Annotated in this window: 17 protein-coding genes and 1 tRNA gene; 4 read left to right on the top strand and 14 right to left on the bottom strand. The window is 62.7% G+C overall.

The genetic code is table 11. The features are described 5' to 3' along the window. Positions 1 to 51: 51 nt before the first annotated feature. Positions 52 to 762, top strand: a complete 711-nt coding sequence (locus ABH939_RS00520) for an FCD domain-containing protein (protein WP_204855349.1) — start codon at positions 52 to 54, stop codon at positions 760 to 762. 54 nt (positions 763 to 816) lie between these two features. Beyond that, positions 817 to 890, top strand: a tRNA-Met gene (locus ABH939_RS00515). A gap of 97 nt (positions 891 to 987) precedes the next feature. Here ABH939_RS00515 and ABH939_RS00510 read toward each other — a convergent pair. The 8 genes from ABH939_RS00510 to ABH939_RS00475 are packed head-to-tail and all read right to left on the bottom strand — an operon-like array spanning position 988 to position 7,963. Beyond that, positions 988 to 1,614 (bottom strand): TenA family protein, encoded by a 627-nt coding sequence (locus ABH939_RS00510; RefSeq protein ID WP_042446961.1) that lies wholly within the window; start codon positions 1,612 to 1,614, stop codon positions 988 to 990. Further along, positions 1,611 to 2,363 (bottom strand): glutamine amidotransferase, encoded by a 753-nt coding sequence (locus ABH939_RS00505; RefSeq protein ID WP_003939869.1) that lies wholly within the window; start codon positions 2,361 to 2,363, stop codon positions 1,611 to 1,613. The genes ABH939_RS00510 and ABH939_RS00505 overlap by 4 nt, the downstream gene beginning before the upstream one ends. After that, the gene (locus ABH939_RS00500; protein WP_256082576.1) at positions 2,356 to 3,447 is read right to left on the bottom strand and encodes a phosphotriesterase; all 1,092 of its coding nucleotides are present in this window, start codon (positions 3,445 to 3,447) and stop codon (positions 2,356 to 2,358) included. The genes ABH939_RS00505 and ABH939_RS00500 overlap by 8 nt, the downstream gene beginning before the upstream one ends. Next, on the bottom strand, positions 3,402 to 4,445 hold the full coding sequence (locus tag ABH939_RS00495) for an ABC transporter permease (protein WP_007730024.1): 1,044 nt from the start codon (positions 4,443 to 4,445) through the stop codon (positions 3,402 to 3,404). Before ABH939_RS00495 ends, ABH939_RS00500 begins: the two co-directional genes overlap by 46 nt. Further along, the gene (locus ABH939_RS00490; RefSeq protein ID WP_003939830.1) at positions 4,442 to 5,212 is read right to left on the bottom strand and encodes an ATP-binding cassette domain-containing protein; all 771 of its coding nucleotides are present in this window, start codon (positions 5,210 to 5,212) and stop codon (positions 4,442 to 4,444) included. Before ABH939_RS00490 ends, ABH939_RS00495 begins: the two co-directional genes overlap by 4 nt. A 2-nt stretch (positions 5,213 to 5,214) precedes the next feature. Next, entirely contained in the window at positions 5,215 to 6,222 is a 1,008-nt protein-coding gene (locus tag ABH939_RS00485) for a substrate-binding domain-containing protein (protein WP_204855348.1), read from the bottom strand. Further along, positions 6,219 to 7,118 (bottom strand): PfkB family carbohydrate kinase, encoded by a 900-nt coding sequence (locus ABH939_RS00480; RefSeq protein ID WP_003940558.1) that lies wholly within the window; start codon positions 7,116 to 7,118, stop codon positions 6,219 to 6,221. The genes ABH939_RS00485 and ABH939_RS00480 overlap by 4 nt, the downstream gene beginning before the upstream one ends. Before the next feature lie 2 nt (positions 7,119 to 7,120). Further along, complete coding sequence (locus ABH939_RS00475) at positions 7,121 to 7,963, bottom strand: BtpA/SgcQ family protein (RefSeq protein WP_003940276.1); 843 nt, start codon at positions 7,961 to 7,963, stop codon at positions 7,121 to 7,123. 234 nt (positions 7,964 to 8,197) lie between these two features. Between ABH939_RS00475 and ABH939_RS00470 the strand changes: the two genes are divergently transcribed. Further along, a complete protein-coding gene (locus ABH939_RS00470; protein ID WP_003939717.1) occupies positions 8,198 to 9,223 on the top strand; it encodes a LacI family DNA-binding transcriptional regulator in 1,026 nt (341 codons plus the stop codon). Here the strand turns inward: ABH939_RS00470 and ABH939_RS00465 are convergent. The 4 genes from ABH939_RS00465 to ABH939_RS00450 form a co-directional block, all read right to left on the bottom strand. Then, a complete protein-coding gene (locus tag ABH939_RS00465; RefSeq protein WP_054828142.1) occupies positions 9,184 to 10,266 on the bottom strand; it encodes a M20/M25/M40 family metallo-hydrolase in 1,083 nt (360 codons plus the stop codon). The genes ABH939_RS00470 and ABH939_RS00465 overlap by 40 nt on opposite strands. 26 nt (positions 10,267 to 10,292) lie before the next feature. After that, on the bottom strand, positions 10,293 to 10,910 hold the full coding sequence (locus ABH939_RS00460; protein ID WP_046379369.1) for a sortase domain-bontaining protein: 618 nt from the start codon (positions 10,908 to 10,910) through the stop codon (positions 10,293 to 10,295). Continuing rightward, the gene (locus ABH939_RS00455) at positions 10,882 to 12,579 is read right to left on the bottom strand and encodes a hypothetical protein (RefSeq protein WP_209447992.1); all 1,698 of its coding nucleotides are present in this window, start codon (positions 12,577 to 12,579) and stop codon (positions 10,882 to 10,884) included. The genes ABH939_RS00460 and ABH939_RS00455 overlap by 29 nt, the downstream gene beginning before the upstream one ends. Positions 12,580 to 12,712: 133 nt before the next feature. Then, positions 12,713 to 13,285, bottom strand: coding sequence for a peroxidase-related enzyme (locus ABH939_RS00450; RefSeq protein WP_054188422.1), 573 nt, complete (start codon positions 13,283 to 13,285; stop codon positions 12,713 to 12,715). A 154-nt stretch (positions 13,286 to 13,439) separates the two neighbouring features. Between ABH939_RS00450 and ABH939_RS00445 the strand changes: the two genes are divergently transcribed. Next, positions 13,440 to 14,318 (top strand): AraC family transcriptional regulator, encoded by an 879-nt coding sequence (locus ABH939_RS00445; RefSeq protein WP_054188423.1) that lies wholly within the window; start codon positions 13,440 to 13,442, stop codon positions 14,316 to 14,318. A gap of 63 nt (positions 14,319 to 14,381) precedes the next feature. Here the strand turns inward: ABH939_RS00445 and ABH939_RS00440 are convergent, their stop codons facing one another. Both ABH939_RS00440 and ABH939_RS00435 read right to left on the bottom strand, forming a co-directional pair. Then, positions 14,382 to 15,029: a CoA transferase subunit B gene (locus ABH939_RS00440; RefSeq protein WP_019745502.1), complete on the bottom strand. Its 648-nt coding sequence runs from the start codon at positions 15,027 to 15,029 to the stop codon at positions 14,382 to 14,384. Then, entirely contained in the window at positions 15,026 to 15,772 is a 747-nt protein-coding gene (locus ABH939_RS00435) for a CoA transferase subunit A (protein ID WP_030536554.1), read from the bottom strand. Before ABH939_RS00435 ends, ABH939_RS00440 begins: the two co-directional genes overlap by 4 nt. Positions 15,773 to 15,841: the final 69 nt, after the last annotated feature.

The following is a 15,841-nucleotide window of genomic DNA, read 5'->3' as shown; positions in this document are numbered from 1 at the left end:
CCCGTACAGGCCACCCCATAAACGGCGTCCACCCGGTTATGCTCTTGCCTCATGCCGACCGAGCCGAGCCCGCGAGCGTGGGAACAAGTACTGAGTCACCTCGAACGTCGGCTCGTTTCAGGCGAGGTGTCTCCTGGCCAGCGCCTGCCGGGAGAGAGAATTCTGGCAGCAGAGTTGGGCGTCGGACGGTCATCGGTCCGAGAAGCGTTGCGGGTCATGGAAGCACTCGGCCTCCTGAAGGCGCAGACTGGATCCGGCCCGACGTCCGGCGCGATGATCGTCGCCAAACCGACCGGCGGTATGACCATGCTGATGCGGATGCAGGTTGCAGCACAAGGCTTTCCGGTCTCGGATGTGGTGAAGACACGACTCGTTCTCGAATCCGAGGTGATGCAGTCCCTGGCATCGCGGACCCCGGCACCCGACCTCCGCGCGGCCGTCGAACTGCTCGACTCGATGGAGGACGCAGCTCTCTCGGCCGAGGAATTCTTGCTACTCGACGCACAGTTCCACGTGGCGCTCGCCGACGCGGCGGGCAATCAGGTGATCGCAGCCATGATGACCGGCCTGCGCGAGTCCATCGAGGCCTACGTTCTCGCGGGCGTCCAGATCGACAGCTGGCCGAGCACCTGCAGGCGACTGCGTGACGAACACCGAGGATTGGTGGATGCGGTCAACGCGGGTGACGGCGAACTCGCACGTCAGCGCATAGTCGGCCACATCCGCGGTTACTACTCGGAAAGCGCGCACTCCGGCCGGTGACAGGGGGGTGGTAATTGCGCCTCCAGAAGTCGTGTACTGTTGGTTTCACACCGACGCGGGGTGGAGCAGCTCGGTAGCTCGCTGGGCTCATAACCCAGAGGTCGCAGGTTCAAATCCTGTCCCCGCTACAAAGAAGAGGCCCGTAGGTTGCGAAAGCGACCTACGGGCCTTTTGCTGTGCGCCTTTATTAACCGCCGGGGGTTAATAAAGGCGCACAGCAGTACCTCACACCACCACGTTGTGAAAATCGATCTCTGCGACCAGCATGCCGGAGAACCACCGATCCAGGTCCTCGTCGGTGACGGACTCGGGCATGGCGTCCACCTCGCACGCCAGCACCGCCACCTGAGACACGAACGGCGGAGCGACATGCATGTCCACCCAGTCCTGCAACGCTGGTTCGCGATCTACCTTCACTGCCGCCGCCTCCCGGCACCACGACAGATACAGGGTTTCCGCGGCGTACATGCCCACCAGCGCCGCCGCCCTGCCCTCTTCGCGAGCGAGGGCCAAGGCGTGCGTGGACAGCACGGCCGACTCCTCGACCAGCGCCGCTGCGTCACCCTCGTACGGGAAGCGGGAACGCAACTGCGCGAAATACTCGCGCTGCTCGCCCACCAGGTTCGACATCGACGTCACGTGGTCGAGCGCGTCGTCGAGCGTCGGGGATTCGGCGACCACCAACCCCAACACCTTGACGGCCGTCAGTACGAATGCCTCTTCGATCACGAGGTACCGGCGGAATCCCTCATCACTCAACGTCCCGCCGATGGTGTCCTCGATGAATGGAACCGCCCGCGCGGCAGCGAGATTACTCTGCTGCCGCGCGAGCAGGTCTGAGGAGCGACTCATTCGCCGGCGACCCAACTGATCAAGCCGTCGAACAGGTCGGTGTATCCGGGCCACTGCTCACAGAACTCCGGCGGAGCCCAGTGCGGCGAGCAGTCCGAGGTGAAGACGATCGACCGTCCGGCGCCGTATTCACCGGCAGCGACAAGCGGGTCGCCGTTGATGGTGGCGGGAACCACGGCACCGTCCTTCGCGACGACGCGGTTGTATCCCAGGAGCGCCGGCCAGGAATCGCCGGCACCACCGAGAGCCGGGTGAGCAGCATCGACGACGGTGGGGACGATCCCGGCCGGTGTCTCGACGCGATCGTCCTCGGCCAGCATCGTCACGGGCAGTACCTCGGCGATCGCGGTCTGGCGGAAAGCTGCTCGCGCCTGGAACCCGGAGAACGAGAGGTAACCACCGATCATCATCAGTGAGCCGCCGGCGTTCACCCAGTCACGTAGCGCGACAAGACGATCCTCGCCGGCGCGGAACTGGTCGAACACGCCGGGAGCCAACTGCAGCGAGTTCGCTCCGATGTCGGAGAGAACGACGACGTCGAACTGGGACAACGCTTCTGCTGTACCGGGGAACTGCGTCGGCACCAGGTGTGCGGGCATGTGTGTCACGTCGTGGCCACGTGAGGTGAGCGCATCCCGAAGCGGACCGACTCCCTCGACGTAGGAATGGACACTGAACTCGTCGACGCCCTTGACGTGCGTCGACGTCGTCATCCAGCTCTCGCCGGCGATCAGTACTCGTTTACCCATGACTGCTTCTGTTTCCTTTCGCGGCCTGCTCGAAGAGCGACCTCGGGTTGTCTCGCATCAACGCGGACACTTGCTGGGGATCTACGCCTGCGCGCACCAATCGGGCGGCGAAGGCGAGTGGTACGTAGGAGAATCCGTTTCCGCCGTGCTTTCTGAGCATTGATTTGAGGAAGAGGTCGTGACTGAGCAGGAGCTGTGATGCGTGACCGGAGGTGACCAATCCGGCTACCGCAGTGGCTGTTTCCGCCGGATGCGGCGAAAGACCCTCGCCGGGGAAATCGAACGGCATCCCGATCATGTCGAACTCGAGAAAGACACCGCGGTCGGCGAGCGATCGTTGGTAGTCGGCGTCGTGTCCGGACGGGTCCATGTGGCACAGGACCACTGCTTGCGGATCGACGCCCATCTCGTCGACCACGATGTCGACGACGTGATGTCCGACGCGCTGCCATCCCGGAAGGTGGACGAACAGGGGCACGTCCACCTCGCGCTGGGCGATGCATGCCGCCCGCAACGCTTTCGCCTCGTTCTGAGTGAAGAGCGGGGAGACTCCGATCTCCCCGATCACGCCAGGTGCCAATTCCTTTGCCGGATCGAACTCCTCGACGAGCGAACCTGCCAGATCGTCGACACCGAGTTCGTGGACCTCGACCGGATGGGTCGTCTCGAGGTACCACCCTGAACCCATGATCACTCGCACGTCTGACTTTCGCGAGAACTCCGCCAACTTCTCCGGTGCCCGGCCCAGTCCCGGCGGTGTCAGATCGACGATCGTCCGACCACCGAGGCGGGCGAAGTCCACAAGGTCTTCCACCACGGCCGCTGCGTCGTCGACTCGACAATTGTCGAGACTGTAGTACGGATTGTCGTGAAGAAGCCAGGCATCCTCGGCGCGTACCGGACCGGCCAACCGCTGTGCCACAACCGGATCCGGTGCCTCGGTGTACGCACCGGTGACGTCGTTGTGCAGATGTTCGTGTGGGAGAACCAGTCCGAGTTCCGAGCTGTCCACAGCTCCCGTGACAGTACGAACCTTGCTCATGAGCGTGCAGGCCCCGACGGTGCGGACTGCAGGTGTCGCCACAGCGCGCTCAGTGTATGTCCGCGCATGTTGATCCAGATGGCCAGTAGCAGAACGACACCGGTGATGATCGGCGTCAGGAAAGGGCTCACGCCGAGCAGGGTCAATCCGTTGGCGATTATTCCGGTCAGGACGGCGCCGATGACGGTACCGATCACGGTGCCGCGACCGCCGAAGAGATTGGTGCCACCGAGAACCACCGCGGTGATCACCGTGAGCTCGAATCCCGTTGCGGAGTTGGCCGAACCCGAGCCCAGTCGAGCCGCGATCAGCAGTCCCGCGATACCGGCAGCCAAGCCGGTGAAGACGAGCGTCATCATGAGCACACGACGCGTGTTGACGCCGGACCGTCGCACGGATTCGACGTTGGATCCGATACCGGTGACGTAGCGCCCGAAGCGCATGCGGTTGAGCGCAATTGCTCCGATGACCACGACGACGAGAGCAATCCAGGCGCTGGCGGAGAACCCGAGGAATTCCGAAGTTCCGAGCTTCGCGAAGTAGGTGTCGGCCGGAACCGGAACGGAGAATCCTTCGGTCCGATACAGCGCGATACCGCGAATGACGGACATCGTCGCCAGGGTCACGATGAACGGCGGAATACCCTGATAGGCAGCGAGCCATCCGTTGACCAGGCCCCAGGCCGCACCCATCACCGGGGCGGCGACGAAGACCAGGGACGAATCGACGCCGGCCTGGATAAGCTCGGCACTCATCGCCGCGACGAATGCGACGATCGCACCGACGGACAGGTCGATCTGACCTGCCGTGATCACGAAGGTCATCGCCACCGCGATGATCAGAACCGGAGCGATCTGGGTTGCCAGGTTCGACAGGTTCGTAAATGTCAGGAACGACGACGTGGTCGCCGAGAAGACGGCTGCGACGGCAACTGTCACCGCCAGCATCGCGAGGGTGGGCTTGTTGACGCTGTCCCACAAGGAGGGTTTCGCGGCGAGCTTGCGCTCGATCGGCGCCTGGGTCTTCTCGAGAGTGGTCATGCCGTGGCTCCCTGTGTTGCTGCCGATGTCCGTTGCGGCACCGGAGTTCGAGTGATGAGTCCGACGAGGGACTCGATGTTGAGGTCGCCGATCGGAACGTCGTCGACACTCTGCCCCTCGTACATGACCGTGATTCGGTCACACACGCGGAACAGGTCCTGCAGGCGGTGTGTCACGAGAATGACGCCCACGCCGGCCGCTGCGACGTCCGTGATCAGCTTGAGCACCGACTCGACCTCGGCGACGGCTAGCGCTGCGGTGGGCTCGTCGAGGATCAGTACGTCTGGGCGGAAGGAGACTGCGCGGGCGATCGCGACGGTTTGCCGCTGTCCGCCGGACAGTTGCCCGATCTCCTGGTAGGTCGACTTCACCTTGACATGCAGGTCGGCGAGAATGTGAGCCGCCTTCTCGTGCATGGCATGCCGGTCGAGGAAGGGGCCTTTTCGCGGTTCTCTGCCGAGGAACAGGTTGCTGGCGACGTCCAGCGTGTCGCACAGAGCCAGATCCTGGTAGACGATTCCGATCTTTTTCTGCTGCGCGTCGAGAGGCGTCGAAAAGCGCACTGGTTCACCGTTGACGCGCATTTCGCCGCCGTCGTGCTGAACCGCACCGGCGAGAATCTTCATCAGAGTGGACTTACCGGCGCCGTTGTCGCCGACCACTCCGAGTACTTCACCCTTCGCCAGCCGAAGGTCCACTCCTTGAAGGGACTTCACCGGTCCGTACGACTTGGTGATGCCCGAGAGTTCGATCAGTGGAGGTGCCATGATTACTTCTCCAAGTAGTACATGTAGTCGGCCACGTTCTCCGGGGTCACGATCTGGGTGGGAACCGGGATGTTTGCCGGAGCGCCGCGTCCGCAAGCCAGGTCGATTGCCGAATTCATTGCCTCATGGCCGAATTCGAAGGTGTTCTGCTGGACCACGCCTTTAAGCCAACCGGCTTTGAGTCCGCCTACCGCCTGATCCGAAAGATCCCAACCGACTGCTTCGATGCGATCCTGCGCCTTCTGACTGTTGACCGCCGCCACGAGACCGATCAGTGCCGGCTCACCGGTTGCGTAGACGTACTTCATGTCGCCACCGCCGGTCAGCAGGTTCTCCGCTGCGGTCTGTGCGTTCTCCTGAATGTTACGTCCGTCCACGACGGTGCCGACGGTCATTCCGCGGCCGGTCACGGTCTCCGTGAAGCCCTTCTGCCGCTCCAACTGGACAGTACTGTTGAGCGCGCCGACGATACCGACCGTTCCGGTGTTGTTCGCGACGTCGGCCAAGGTGTTTCCGATCTTGGCACCACCCTCGGCGTTGGCCGTACCGACCTGAGTCGACAGTGCCGGATCGTCGATGGTCGCGTCGACCGCGACGACGGGGATGCCCGCGTTCTTGGCCTTGACCACCGACGGCTTGATTCCGTCCGTGTCGATTGCATCGACGATGATCGCGTCGACTCCGGCGGCGATCAGATTGTCGAAGGCGTTGGCCTGCGCGACGGAATCGTCGTTGCCGCTGATGATCTGCAGGTCGACGCCTGCCTTGTCCGCGACGGTCTTCGCGGCATTGTTGATCTGGTTGAAGTACAGCGCCTGGAGGTTGATGGTCACCAGACCGACCTTGAGCTTGCCGTTCGTCCCGTCACAGCTTTCGGCGACTCGGGTCGGCTGCGGGATGGACGAGCCACCCGATGCGTCCTTCGAGTCACTCGACGAAGCCGAGTCACAAGCGGTGAGCGTGAGCGCGACTGCGGCTCCCAGCGCCAGAGGCAATGCACGTTTCATCATCGAGTCTCCAAAAGGGTGTGAGGGGTCAATGTTGCTGTGAAGCTGTCCAATTCATCTCGGGTGGGGCATCCGCGGGGTCCGGCAGTGGCGCAAGCCAATGCAGCCGATGCCCCGGCGAGTCGTGCGGCGTCCACCGGTGAGCGCCCGGCGTCGACAAAAGCGATGTACGTACCGCCGAAGCAATCACCGGCCCCGACTGCATCGACGACGTCGACCACTACTGCCGGTTCGCTCGTCACCTCGCCGTCCGGTGTGGTCAGTGTCCAACCTCGCGACCCGTCGGTCACCAGCAGGTGTGTGTTGTGCTCGGCGGCCAGAGTCTGCCACTGGTCGAATCCGATCCCGAACTCGCCTTCCCACAGGGCACGCCCTACGACGACGTGGTCGGCCAGAGCGAACGCGCGCAGTGCCGCGGCTTTGTTTTCACAACCGTCCAGATCGATTACCAGACTTACGCTTCCCGGTAATTCATCCGGGAGGAAGACCGCACGGTATCCGTCGAGGAACAGTCGTCCACCGCCGGCAGCGGCCAATCGGGTGACGACAACTCCGATGCGTTCGGCATCGTTCGGGTCGTCCTGGCTGATGATGGAGCGATCGCCGTCCTGCGCGATGAGAACAACTGCCGTCGACAGGAACGCATCTCGCGGCGACCAACTGGTGTCGACGCCATCTGCCTCGAGGGCTTCGAGAAACTCGGTGGACCGCGCGTCCGGGCCCACGGCACCGGCAAAGATCACTTGCGCGCCCATTCTGGCCGCGGATACCGCAGCATTTGCATTCATTCCACCGTCGATCTGACTGATGGCCGTTGCCTGAACGCGCTCACCGAGTACCGGTACGTGTGGGACATGTACCGTCACATCGTTGTTGGCGTATCCACAAAAGACAATCATGGTTACTTTCCTGCGGCCCGGGACAGTTCGCGGACCTTCTCGCCTGCGACCCGTCCCCACCAGCGTCCATTGTCCTTCACCGAGGATGCAACTATCGCGCCGTCGCATTCCTTCATCAGCGCTGCGACATTGGCAGCCGTGATGCCGGAGCCGATGATCACCGGAAGAACGGTGTTGTCTCGGATCACGGAAACCTCGTCGACCGAAGCGGCGTCACCGGTGCGCGAACCCGTCGCGATCAGAACATCTGCGTCGAAGAACTCGGCGTCTTCGGTCTGTTCCGCGACAGTGCGGTCCGCGACAATGGCATGCGCACCGTGTTTGACGTGCACGTCAGCGAAGATCCGGACCGGGTCGGCGCCGATGCGATGGCGGAAGCGTGTCGTCTTGGCGGCCTGACCCTCGATGAAGCCCTCATTGGCAATGTAGGCATTGGCCCACTGATTGACGCGCACAAAACTCGCGCCTGCCGCCCACGCTGCGGCCACTCCGCACTCGCCGGCGTTGGACAGGATGCTGACGCCGACGGCCTTGCCGAACTCGCCGACCACCGCTGCCGTGATGACTCCCATGCTCGCGGCGGTTTCGTATCCGTGTTCGCCGGGCTTGAGGAACGGTATGTCCCAGTGATTTTCGACGATCACACCGTCGAAACCGTTGTCGACATACGCGTGTGCTTCCTCGACGGCGAAGCGAGCAATTTCCGAAACCGGCTGCCCGGTGTAGTGCGGGCTGCCCGGCAGGGCCGGGAGGTGAATGGCCCCGATGAGAGATGGCGTGCCGGTGAACATCTCTGCCAGCGCCGAGGGCTTGGGCGGAAAGACTCCGAGCGGTGATGCGGTCACTTCAGCTACCCCATTCCATGCGCAAGATTTGCGCTGTATGTCCATGCACAAGATCTGCACACGATGTAATCGATTGCCTTGATGAATTAGCAGGTTATGCGATCAACACCGGGTTGTGTCAAGGATTTCACAATTCGAATTTGTAAACGATTGCCTCAATCGCGTTACATGCGGGACACTGGACCGTGCGGTTCGATAACCTCGGACCCGAATCGAGCAGAAAACGGGGGACGCATGCGCAAGGCGACCATTCGCGATGTCGCGGAACTGGCGGGGGTCTCGACTGCCACCGTGTCGCGGGCACTGTCCGGATCCCGCCCTGTCTCGGACGAGCTTGCAGCGACAATCAAACGAGCCGCGGACTCTCTCGGATACTCGGGAAACATCATCGCCAGCTCACTGCGTCGTAATCGGACGGACACTGTCGGAATGGTGGTTCCGAGTATCGCGAACCCCTTCTTCACTTCGCTGGTGGTCAACGTCGAACACGTCCTCGCTCGGCGCGGCTTACAACTGTTCCTGTGCGATTCTCGTTCCGATCCCGACGTGGAAGCGCAGCGGCTCAAGTCGCTCGTCTCCCGGCAAGTGGACGGAATCATCATCAGCCCGTGCCACGGCGAACTGAGTGCCGAAGCCGTCCGAGCCAGCGCGGCAACGCTTCCGGTCGTTCAACTGGACCGGTTTGCAATGGATACCCAGACGGACTGGGTCGGCGTCGACGACGACGCCGCTCAATCCCTGGTGATGGAGCATCTGTCGGAGCGTGGCGCGCAATCAGCCGCCTTCATCAGTTCCGAGCTGACCAATTCGTCAACAGAACTTCGCCGGGCCGGCTTCTTCCGCCACGCGGATCGAATGGGCATCGAAACTCGTGACGAGTGGACACAACTCGGCGAGTACTCGATCGAGTGGGGGCGCACGGCATCCAACATCATCCTGACCGGCAAAACTCGCCCCGACGCCCTGGTCTGCGCCGACGACTTGATCGCACTTGGCGTGTTGCAGACGTGTCACACATTGGGCATCGACGTTCCCGGCGACGTTCTGGTCACCGGTTTCGACAACATCCCATTCTCCGAATTGTGCAACCCGCCGTTGACCACCGTCGGGCAGCCGCAGGAAAGAATCGCGGAAGAAGCTGTGCGACTTCTGGATCAGGCGATGAACAACTCTTCCGAGTCGACAGCCCACATCGCGCTTGCTCCTGAACTGATTGTCCGTCAGTCCACCGTCGGCCAAGCGGCGGCAACCGCACCGTAAGCAGCGATCGCATCGTCCAGTTCGGAAACCTTGACGCTTTCGTTGGCCGCATGCATCAGCGAGGGAGTGCCAGGGCCCCAGATCACGACGGGAGCACCAGGGGCGGCGGCGGCCAGTACCGAAGCGTCGGTGAAGTACGAAACCGGTTCGGTTGCAACAGGGATAGGCAGGGTCGCCAACCACGGGTCCGACGCGTCGGTACGCACACCTCCCAGATGAATCGACGTCTCCACCGAGTCGACTTCTGGTTGGGCTCGCCACCACGCGAGCAGGTCGGCGCCGTCTCCCACCGTGCGGTGATCGATCACCGCACGTGCACTGTCCGGCACGATGTTCGGAGCCGAACCCCCGCCGACCAAGCCGAGGTTCCAGGTTTCGGCACCCAGAAACGCGTCGGACGACAGCGGAAGCTCACGCCGGGCTCGGTCGACGACGTCAAGCAGTTTGAGGACGGCGTTAGTTCCTCGCTGCGGTGTACTCCCGTGCGCGGCTTTTCCTTTGACGGACACTTCGAGCCACAGTGCGCCGCGGTGCCCCAGGTTGATGCGATTGCCGGTCGCCTCGGGAACGATGACAGCCCCGACCTCGAGATTCGCCACGGCGTCGGCCGAACGAACAGCCCCGAGCGATCCGATTTCCTCGTCGCTCGTCAGCAGTAGTGCGACCGGGACTCCACGTTCGAAAGCGTCGACAACCGCGGCAGTAGCGGCAACAAGGCCTGCCTTCATATCCGATGTCCCTCTGCCGAGGAACAATTCGCCGTCGACCTGTGCGGCGTACGGGTCGAACTCCCAGTCGGAGACAGTGCCCACCGGCACCGTGTCCACGTGGCAGGCGAACAGTAGTCTGGCTGCCGAGGGTGCAGCTTCGTTGGTGATCAAGGCCCAGGGATGATTGCCGGTCAGGTCTGACTCCACCTTCGCCTGTGGCGCACGTGAGAGAACCAACGAGACAATCGAATCCATCGCCCGCCGTTGAGGAGCGGCCTCCCCCGAGACCGTGTCGAGAGCTACCAGTTCCGAGAGAAGTCCGAGGGAATCCATGTACCTATTCTTGCACTGCCACGGATTCAGCGCGCTGCCAGCTGGGCGATGACAACGTAATTGTCGTCGGTCGACTCTCCTTCGACGACATCACAATTGGCGAGGATCAGCCGTCCCGGAACCGATTCGCGCAACTCGTGAGCGCCCAGCAGCGAACCTTTGTGCAGCGGCCCGACTGTTTCGACGTCGTACTCGAGTGTGCCGTTCGGTGTACCCAGGAGAATTCGATCGCCCGGCTCCACTACCCGGAGCGCCCGGAACGGTGCTTCGCGAGTGGTGTAGTTGTGGCCGACCACGACAACTGTTTGTGTGGTCGACGTTCCCGGCATTCCGCTTTCACCCCACCACACCGGCAGTTCGTCGACGGGATTCAGTTGCTGCCCACTCTCGCCGCCGCGCATCAGTTTCTCCGAGTGCAACGGACTGCTCAGGTACGTGACCCCGGACGCAGACCTCAACTCGATCCTCTCGGGTTCTGCCGGATCGACGGTCACCGAAGCCGGTGCAGCCGCGATATGCGACTGCACCGGCGAGCGGTCAGGTAGCGATCCCGCATTCTCGCCCGAACATCCGGATGCGAGGAGGGCGAGGATCGCTACCGCCGAGAGGCCGGCGCTACGCAGACGTGTTGCCCGGGCCGTCATGACGCTTGCGACGAACAACCACCGTCGTAGCTGCTGCGGCGGCAGCGCCGACGACTCCGACGCCGATCAATACAGCCGGCAGGTTGGAGTTGCTGCTACCGCTGGTGCTGCTGCTTGCGGTGTCGCCGAGAGCAAGATCGACCGGGGGCAGGCTTCCAGCGAGTGCCGGATCGCCGTCGGCGTCGGTGACGTAGTAGTCGACGACGTCGAAGGCTCCCTTGTTGTTGTAGTAGCCGACCAGCTTGACGCCGGTCTTGTTCACTACAGCGGTGGTCTCGTCGACCTTCGTGACTCCGGAGCCGTCGTCGGTGTGCTCACCGATGATCACCTCACCGCCGACGCCTGTTCCGTTGTCGATCTCCTTCTCGCCCTTTGCCTTGAGCTCGTCGACGATCTTCTGCGCTGCATCCGCTTCGGCCTTTGCGGCGGCTGCGGCGGCCTGAGCTTCCTTGGCCTTTGCTGCTGCGGCGTCGGCCGCCGCCTTCGCGTCTTCGGCGGCCAGGTAGAGATCCTGCGCCTTCTTACTCGCTACTTCGGCAGCTTCGGCCTTCTTGGCGGCTTCGGCAGCCTTTTCGTCGGCGATTGCTCGCTTGTCGGTGGCCGCCTCCCCTGCAGCATCGGCCTCGGCCTGCGCCGTCTCCGCGGCCTTCTGTGCAGCGGCAGCGTCCTTCTGTGCGGAAGCTGCGGTAGCTGCCGCTTCATCTGCGGCCTTACGGGCGGCGGTGGCAGCTTCTACCTCGGTGGCGGCTGCGGACTCGGCTGCCTTGGCGGTGGTTTCGGCGGCGGTGGCCACCTTCTGAGTTTCCTTGACGGTGATCGCGAGCTGCTTGGCATTCCAAGCTGCGGCCAACGCCTGAGCCTTTGCGGCGAGTCCCTTCGCGATGTCCCAGTTCTTGAAGGCTTCCTCGGCTTCCTTGTTCTTGTCCGCAACCAGCTTGGCGTTTGCATCCGCGGCAGCCTTCGCCTCATCGGCCTTGGCCTGCAGCGCATTAGCCTCGGCGCGAGCGCGTGCCGCCTCCTCGGTCTTGGTCCCCGAACCGGCGGCCTTCGCTGCTTCCTCGAGTTCCGCAGCCTTGGCTGCAGCCGCATCAGCTTCTGCCTGAGCTGTTTTTGCTACCTCCTTGGCATCGGCCGCAGCGGACGCCGCAACCTTGGCCGCCTCTTCCGCTTCTTTCGCAGACTGTTCCGCTGCCCCGGCCTCCGCCTTGGCCTGCGTCGATTCGACCGCCGCCTTGGTTGCCTCGACGCTCGCCTGGGTCATTGCCTCGGTCGCCTTCACCGAAGTGTCTGTCGCTGCGGACGAGTCGACCCCTGCCGTCGCGGCTGCTTCGGCGGCCTTCACTGCCGCTTCGGCAGCTGCCTTGGCTTTTGCTTCGGCTTCCGCCAGTGCTGCAGCGTCCGTACCAGCGGTTTCGGCACTGCCCGTGCCCGCGACCCCGGCTTCAACCTTCTCCGGCGTGGTCTCGGTGCTCGTCGCCGCGTCGGCGTCGGTGGTGGCAGCTGCCTCTTCCTCGGCGCAGGTCACCAGCGGATCAGCGCTCGGGGTACACACGGTTTCCGGCTCTGCCGATGCAATTCCCGTGCCGCCCACCGCCAATCCGAGAGCTAGTACGGCACCGGCGGCCGCAGAGCGGACCCTCCGAGAATGGGCGATGGACTTCTCCGACATAGCGCTCAACCTTTCGGCCTTCTTTACGAAGACGGCAATTCCGGCGTGGACAGCCTTTACTTCGTCGGCTGACTTCCAGACGTTACGACCGGTCGGTTCGAAAAATTGAGAGCTGCTGCGCTAACCGCAGGAATCAGGACCGCGGAACGCGCCCCATCAGGTAGAACTCCGGATTGGGCAGCATGCCGGAGAAGCTCGCCATGCGATTGCTGAGCCCGAAGAATGCAGTGATCGCGGCGATGTCCCACGCGTCCTCGTCGCCGAAGCCGTGCACACGGAGGGCGTCGAAGTCGGCGTCGGCGATTTCGTGTGAGGCGGAGTTCACCTTGGTGGCGAAGTCGAGCATCGCGCGCTGACGATCGGAGATCTCTGCGGTGCGATAGTTGACCGCAACCTGGTCGGCAACCAACGGCTTCTTCTCGTAGATACGCAGAATTGCGCCGTGCGCGACAACGCAGTACGTACATTTGTTGGCCGCAGAGATCGTGGTGACGATCATTTCTCGATCACCCTTGGTGAGTTCGGAATCTTCCTTGAGCATGATCGCGTCGTGGTATGCGAAGAATGCCCGGAACTCGGCTGGGCGCCGAGCGAACATCAGGAAGACGTTGGGCACGAACCCCGACTTCTCCTGGATCTCGAGAATCTTGGCGGCGATGTCCTCGGGCACCTCGGTCAATTCAGCCTGCGGAAAACGGGTGCTCACTGTGCCTCCTGGTCAACCATCGATGTTCGATTCAAGATAATGATGATTAACTGAGTTGTCCAGATGCATTTCCTGCCCTACTTTTTCGGGCACGGATAGTCGGGTACGGCCCAAGTGATCTGCGTAGCGTGAAACCCGTGAACAGGAAGACACGATGATCGACGGACTGAACCGCGCGCTCGACTACATCGAAAGCAATCTGAGCGGCGAGATCGAGACAGCCGAGATGGCAAGGCTGGCAACCACCTCGGAGTATCACTTTCGGAGGATGTTCTCGGCCCTGGCCGGCATTCCCGTATCCGAATACATCCGTCGACGTCGACTCACCCTGGCCGGTGCCGAGTTGTCCGTCAGCAGATCAGGAGTGTTGGAGACCGCCGTGAAGTACGGCTACTCGTCCGCGGAGGCCTTCACACGAGCGTTCACCGCATTTCACGGCGTGAGCCCCGGCGCGGTCAAACGCGCTCCCGCCGTTCTCAAATCCCAACAGAAACTTGTCATTCACGTGACACTGGAAGGAGCCACACCGATGGACTACATGCTTGTGGACAAACCTGCCCTGACGGTAGTCGGGTTCAAGACCCGGGTTCCATTGGTTCACGAAGGTCCCAATTCTGCGATCGAAGATTTCACCCGCTCCGTGGACAAGGTTGCGTTGCGAGGGTTGCGCGAGCTCTCCGATCAGGACCCGGCGGGAATCGTCAGTGTCGTCGACAATTTGGCGCATCCCAGAACCGAAGGCACAGAACTGGATTACTACCTGGGAGTGGTCACCGGCAAACCTTCACCCACGGGTTTCGATGCGCTGACGGTCGACGCACACACGTGGGCCGTCTTCACCGCCGACGGGTCGGAAATCGAATCTGTGCAGTATTTGTGGCGAGATATCTACACGGAATGGTTCCCTGCCAACCCTTTTCGCTCCGTACCTGGTCCCGAGATCATGCGTACCGAATACAACGACGATTTCACCGTCGCACGGTTCGAGCTCTGGATTCCGGTCGAGAGCGAGCTGAACGACGTCGGGGCGTAAAACAGCCGCCGGGTCGGATGGAAGTCACGACCCGGCGGCTGAGCCATCAGATGAAACATACTGTCAAAGAATCAGTTTCGCTCCGGTAGCGGCAACCACGTCGTCGACGCTGATGCCCGGCGCCGTCTCCACCAGGCGGAGACCGTCGTCAGTCACGTCGATCACGGCCATGTCGGTGATGATTCGCTGGACGCAGCCCTTACCGGTCAGCGGAAGCGAGCACTCCTCGACGATCTTGTGCTCACCCTTCTTCGAGACGTGCTCCATCATCACGATGACGCGCTTTGCGCCGTGGACCAGATCCATCGCGCCGCCCATGCCTTTGACCATGTGGCCGGGGATCATCCAGTTCGCGAGGTCTCCGGTGGCACTGACCTGCATGGCACCGAGCACGGCAACGTCGACCTGGCCGCCGCGGATCATGCCGAACGACGCTGAGGAGTCGAAGAACGACGCACCGGGGAGAACGGTGATGGTCTCCTTGCCCGCATTGATCAGCTCGGGATCGAGTTCGTCCTCGGTCGGGTACGGCCCCACGCCCAGAACGCCGTTCTCCGAGTGCAATACAACGGTGATATCGGTCGGGAGGTAGTTCGGAACCAGCGTCGGCATACCGATGCCGAGGTTCACGTACTGCCCGTCCTCGAGTTCGCGCGCGACGCGGGCCGCCATCTCTTCGCGAGTGAGTTTGGTGGGTAGTACAGAAGTCATGCTCGTACCGTCCGATTCTCGATGCCGACCGTCACGGGGCCGACGTGGACAACACGCTGAACGTGAATGCCCGGCGTGTGGATCTCGGCGGGGTCGAGCTCACCCGGCTCTACGAGGTGCTCGACCTGCGCAATGGTGATGCGCCCCGACGTTGCTGCAGCCGGATTGAAGTTCTGGGTACTCGCGCGGTAGACGAGGTTGCCATGCCGGTCACCTTTCCAGGCATGGACCAGTGCATAGTCGGCGACGATGCCGCGCTCCATCACGTAGGTGACGCCGTCGAAGTCACGAGTTTCCTTGGGCGGACTGGCAACTGCGATGCCGCCGCTGCCGTCGTAACGCAGTGGCAGGCCGCCGTCGGCGACCTGGGTGCCGACGCCGGCCGGGGTGAAGAACGCGGGGATGCCCGCTCCCCCGGCGCGCATGCGCTCGGCGAGCGTGCCCTGCGGCGTGAGTTCTACTTCCAGCTCACCAGAAAGGTACTGACGCGCGAACTCCTTGTTGGAGCCGACGTACGAGCTGACAGTACGACGGATACGCCCCTTCTCCAGAAGCACTCCGAGCCCGAACCCGTCGGTGCCGCAGTTGTTGCTCACCGTTTCGAGTGATGTCGCGCCCTGCTCGAGGAGCGCATCGATGAGGATTTCCGGCACTCCGACGAGCCCGAAACCTCCGACAGCGATCGTGACGCCGTCCGGCACGTCGGCGACGGCCTCGGCAGCAGTGGGAATGACTTTGTCCATCATGTCGATCACAGTAGCGCGACCCGTACGTATTGTGAACCCCCGTCCGCATAACGAACATTTTTCGCC

The organism is Rhodococcus sp. 27YEA6, assembly GCF_044908235.1.
In the GTDB taxonomy this organism is placed as follows: Bacteria; Actinomycetota; Actinomycetes; order Mycobacteriales; family Mycobacteriaceae; genus Rhodococcus_F; species Rhodococcus_F qingshengii.
This window is presented reverse-complemented; position numbering and strand designations above follow the sequence as displayed.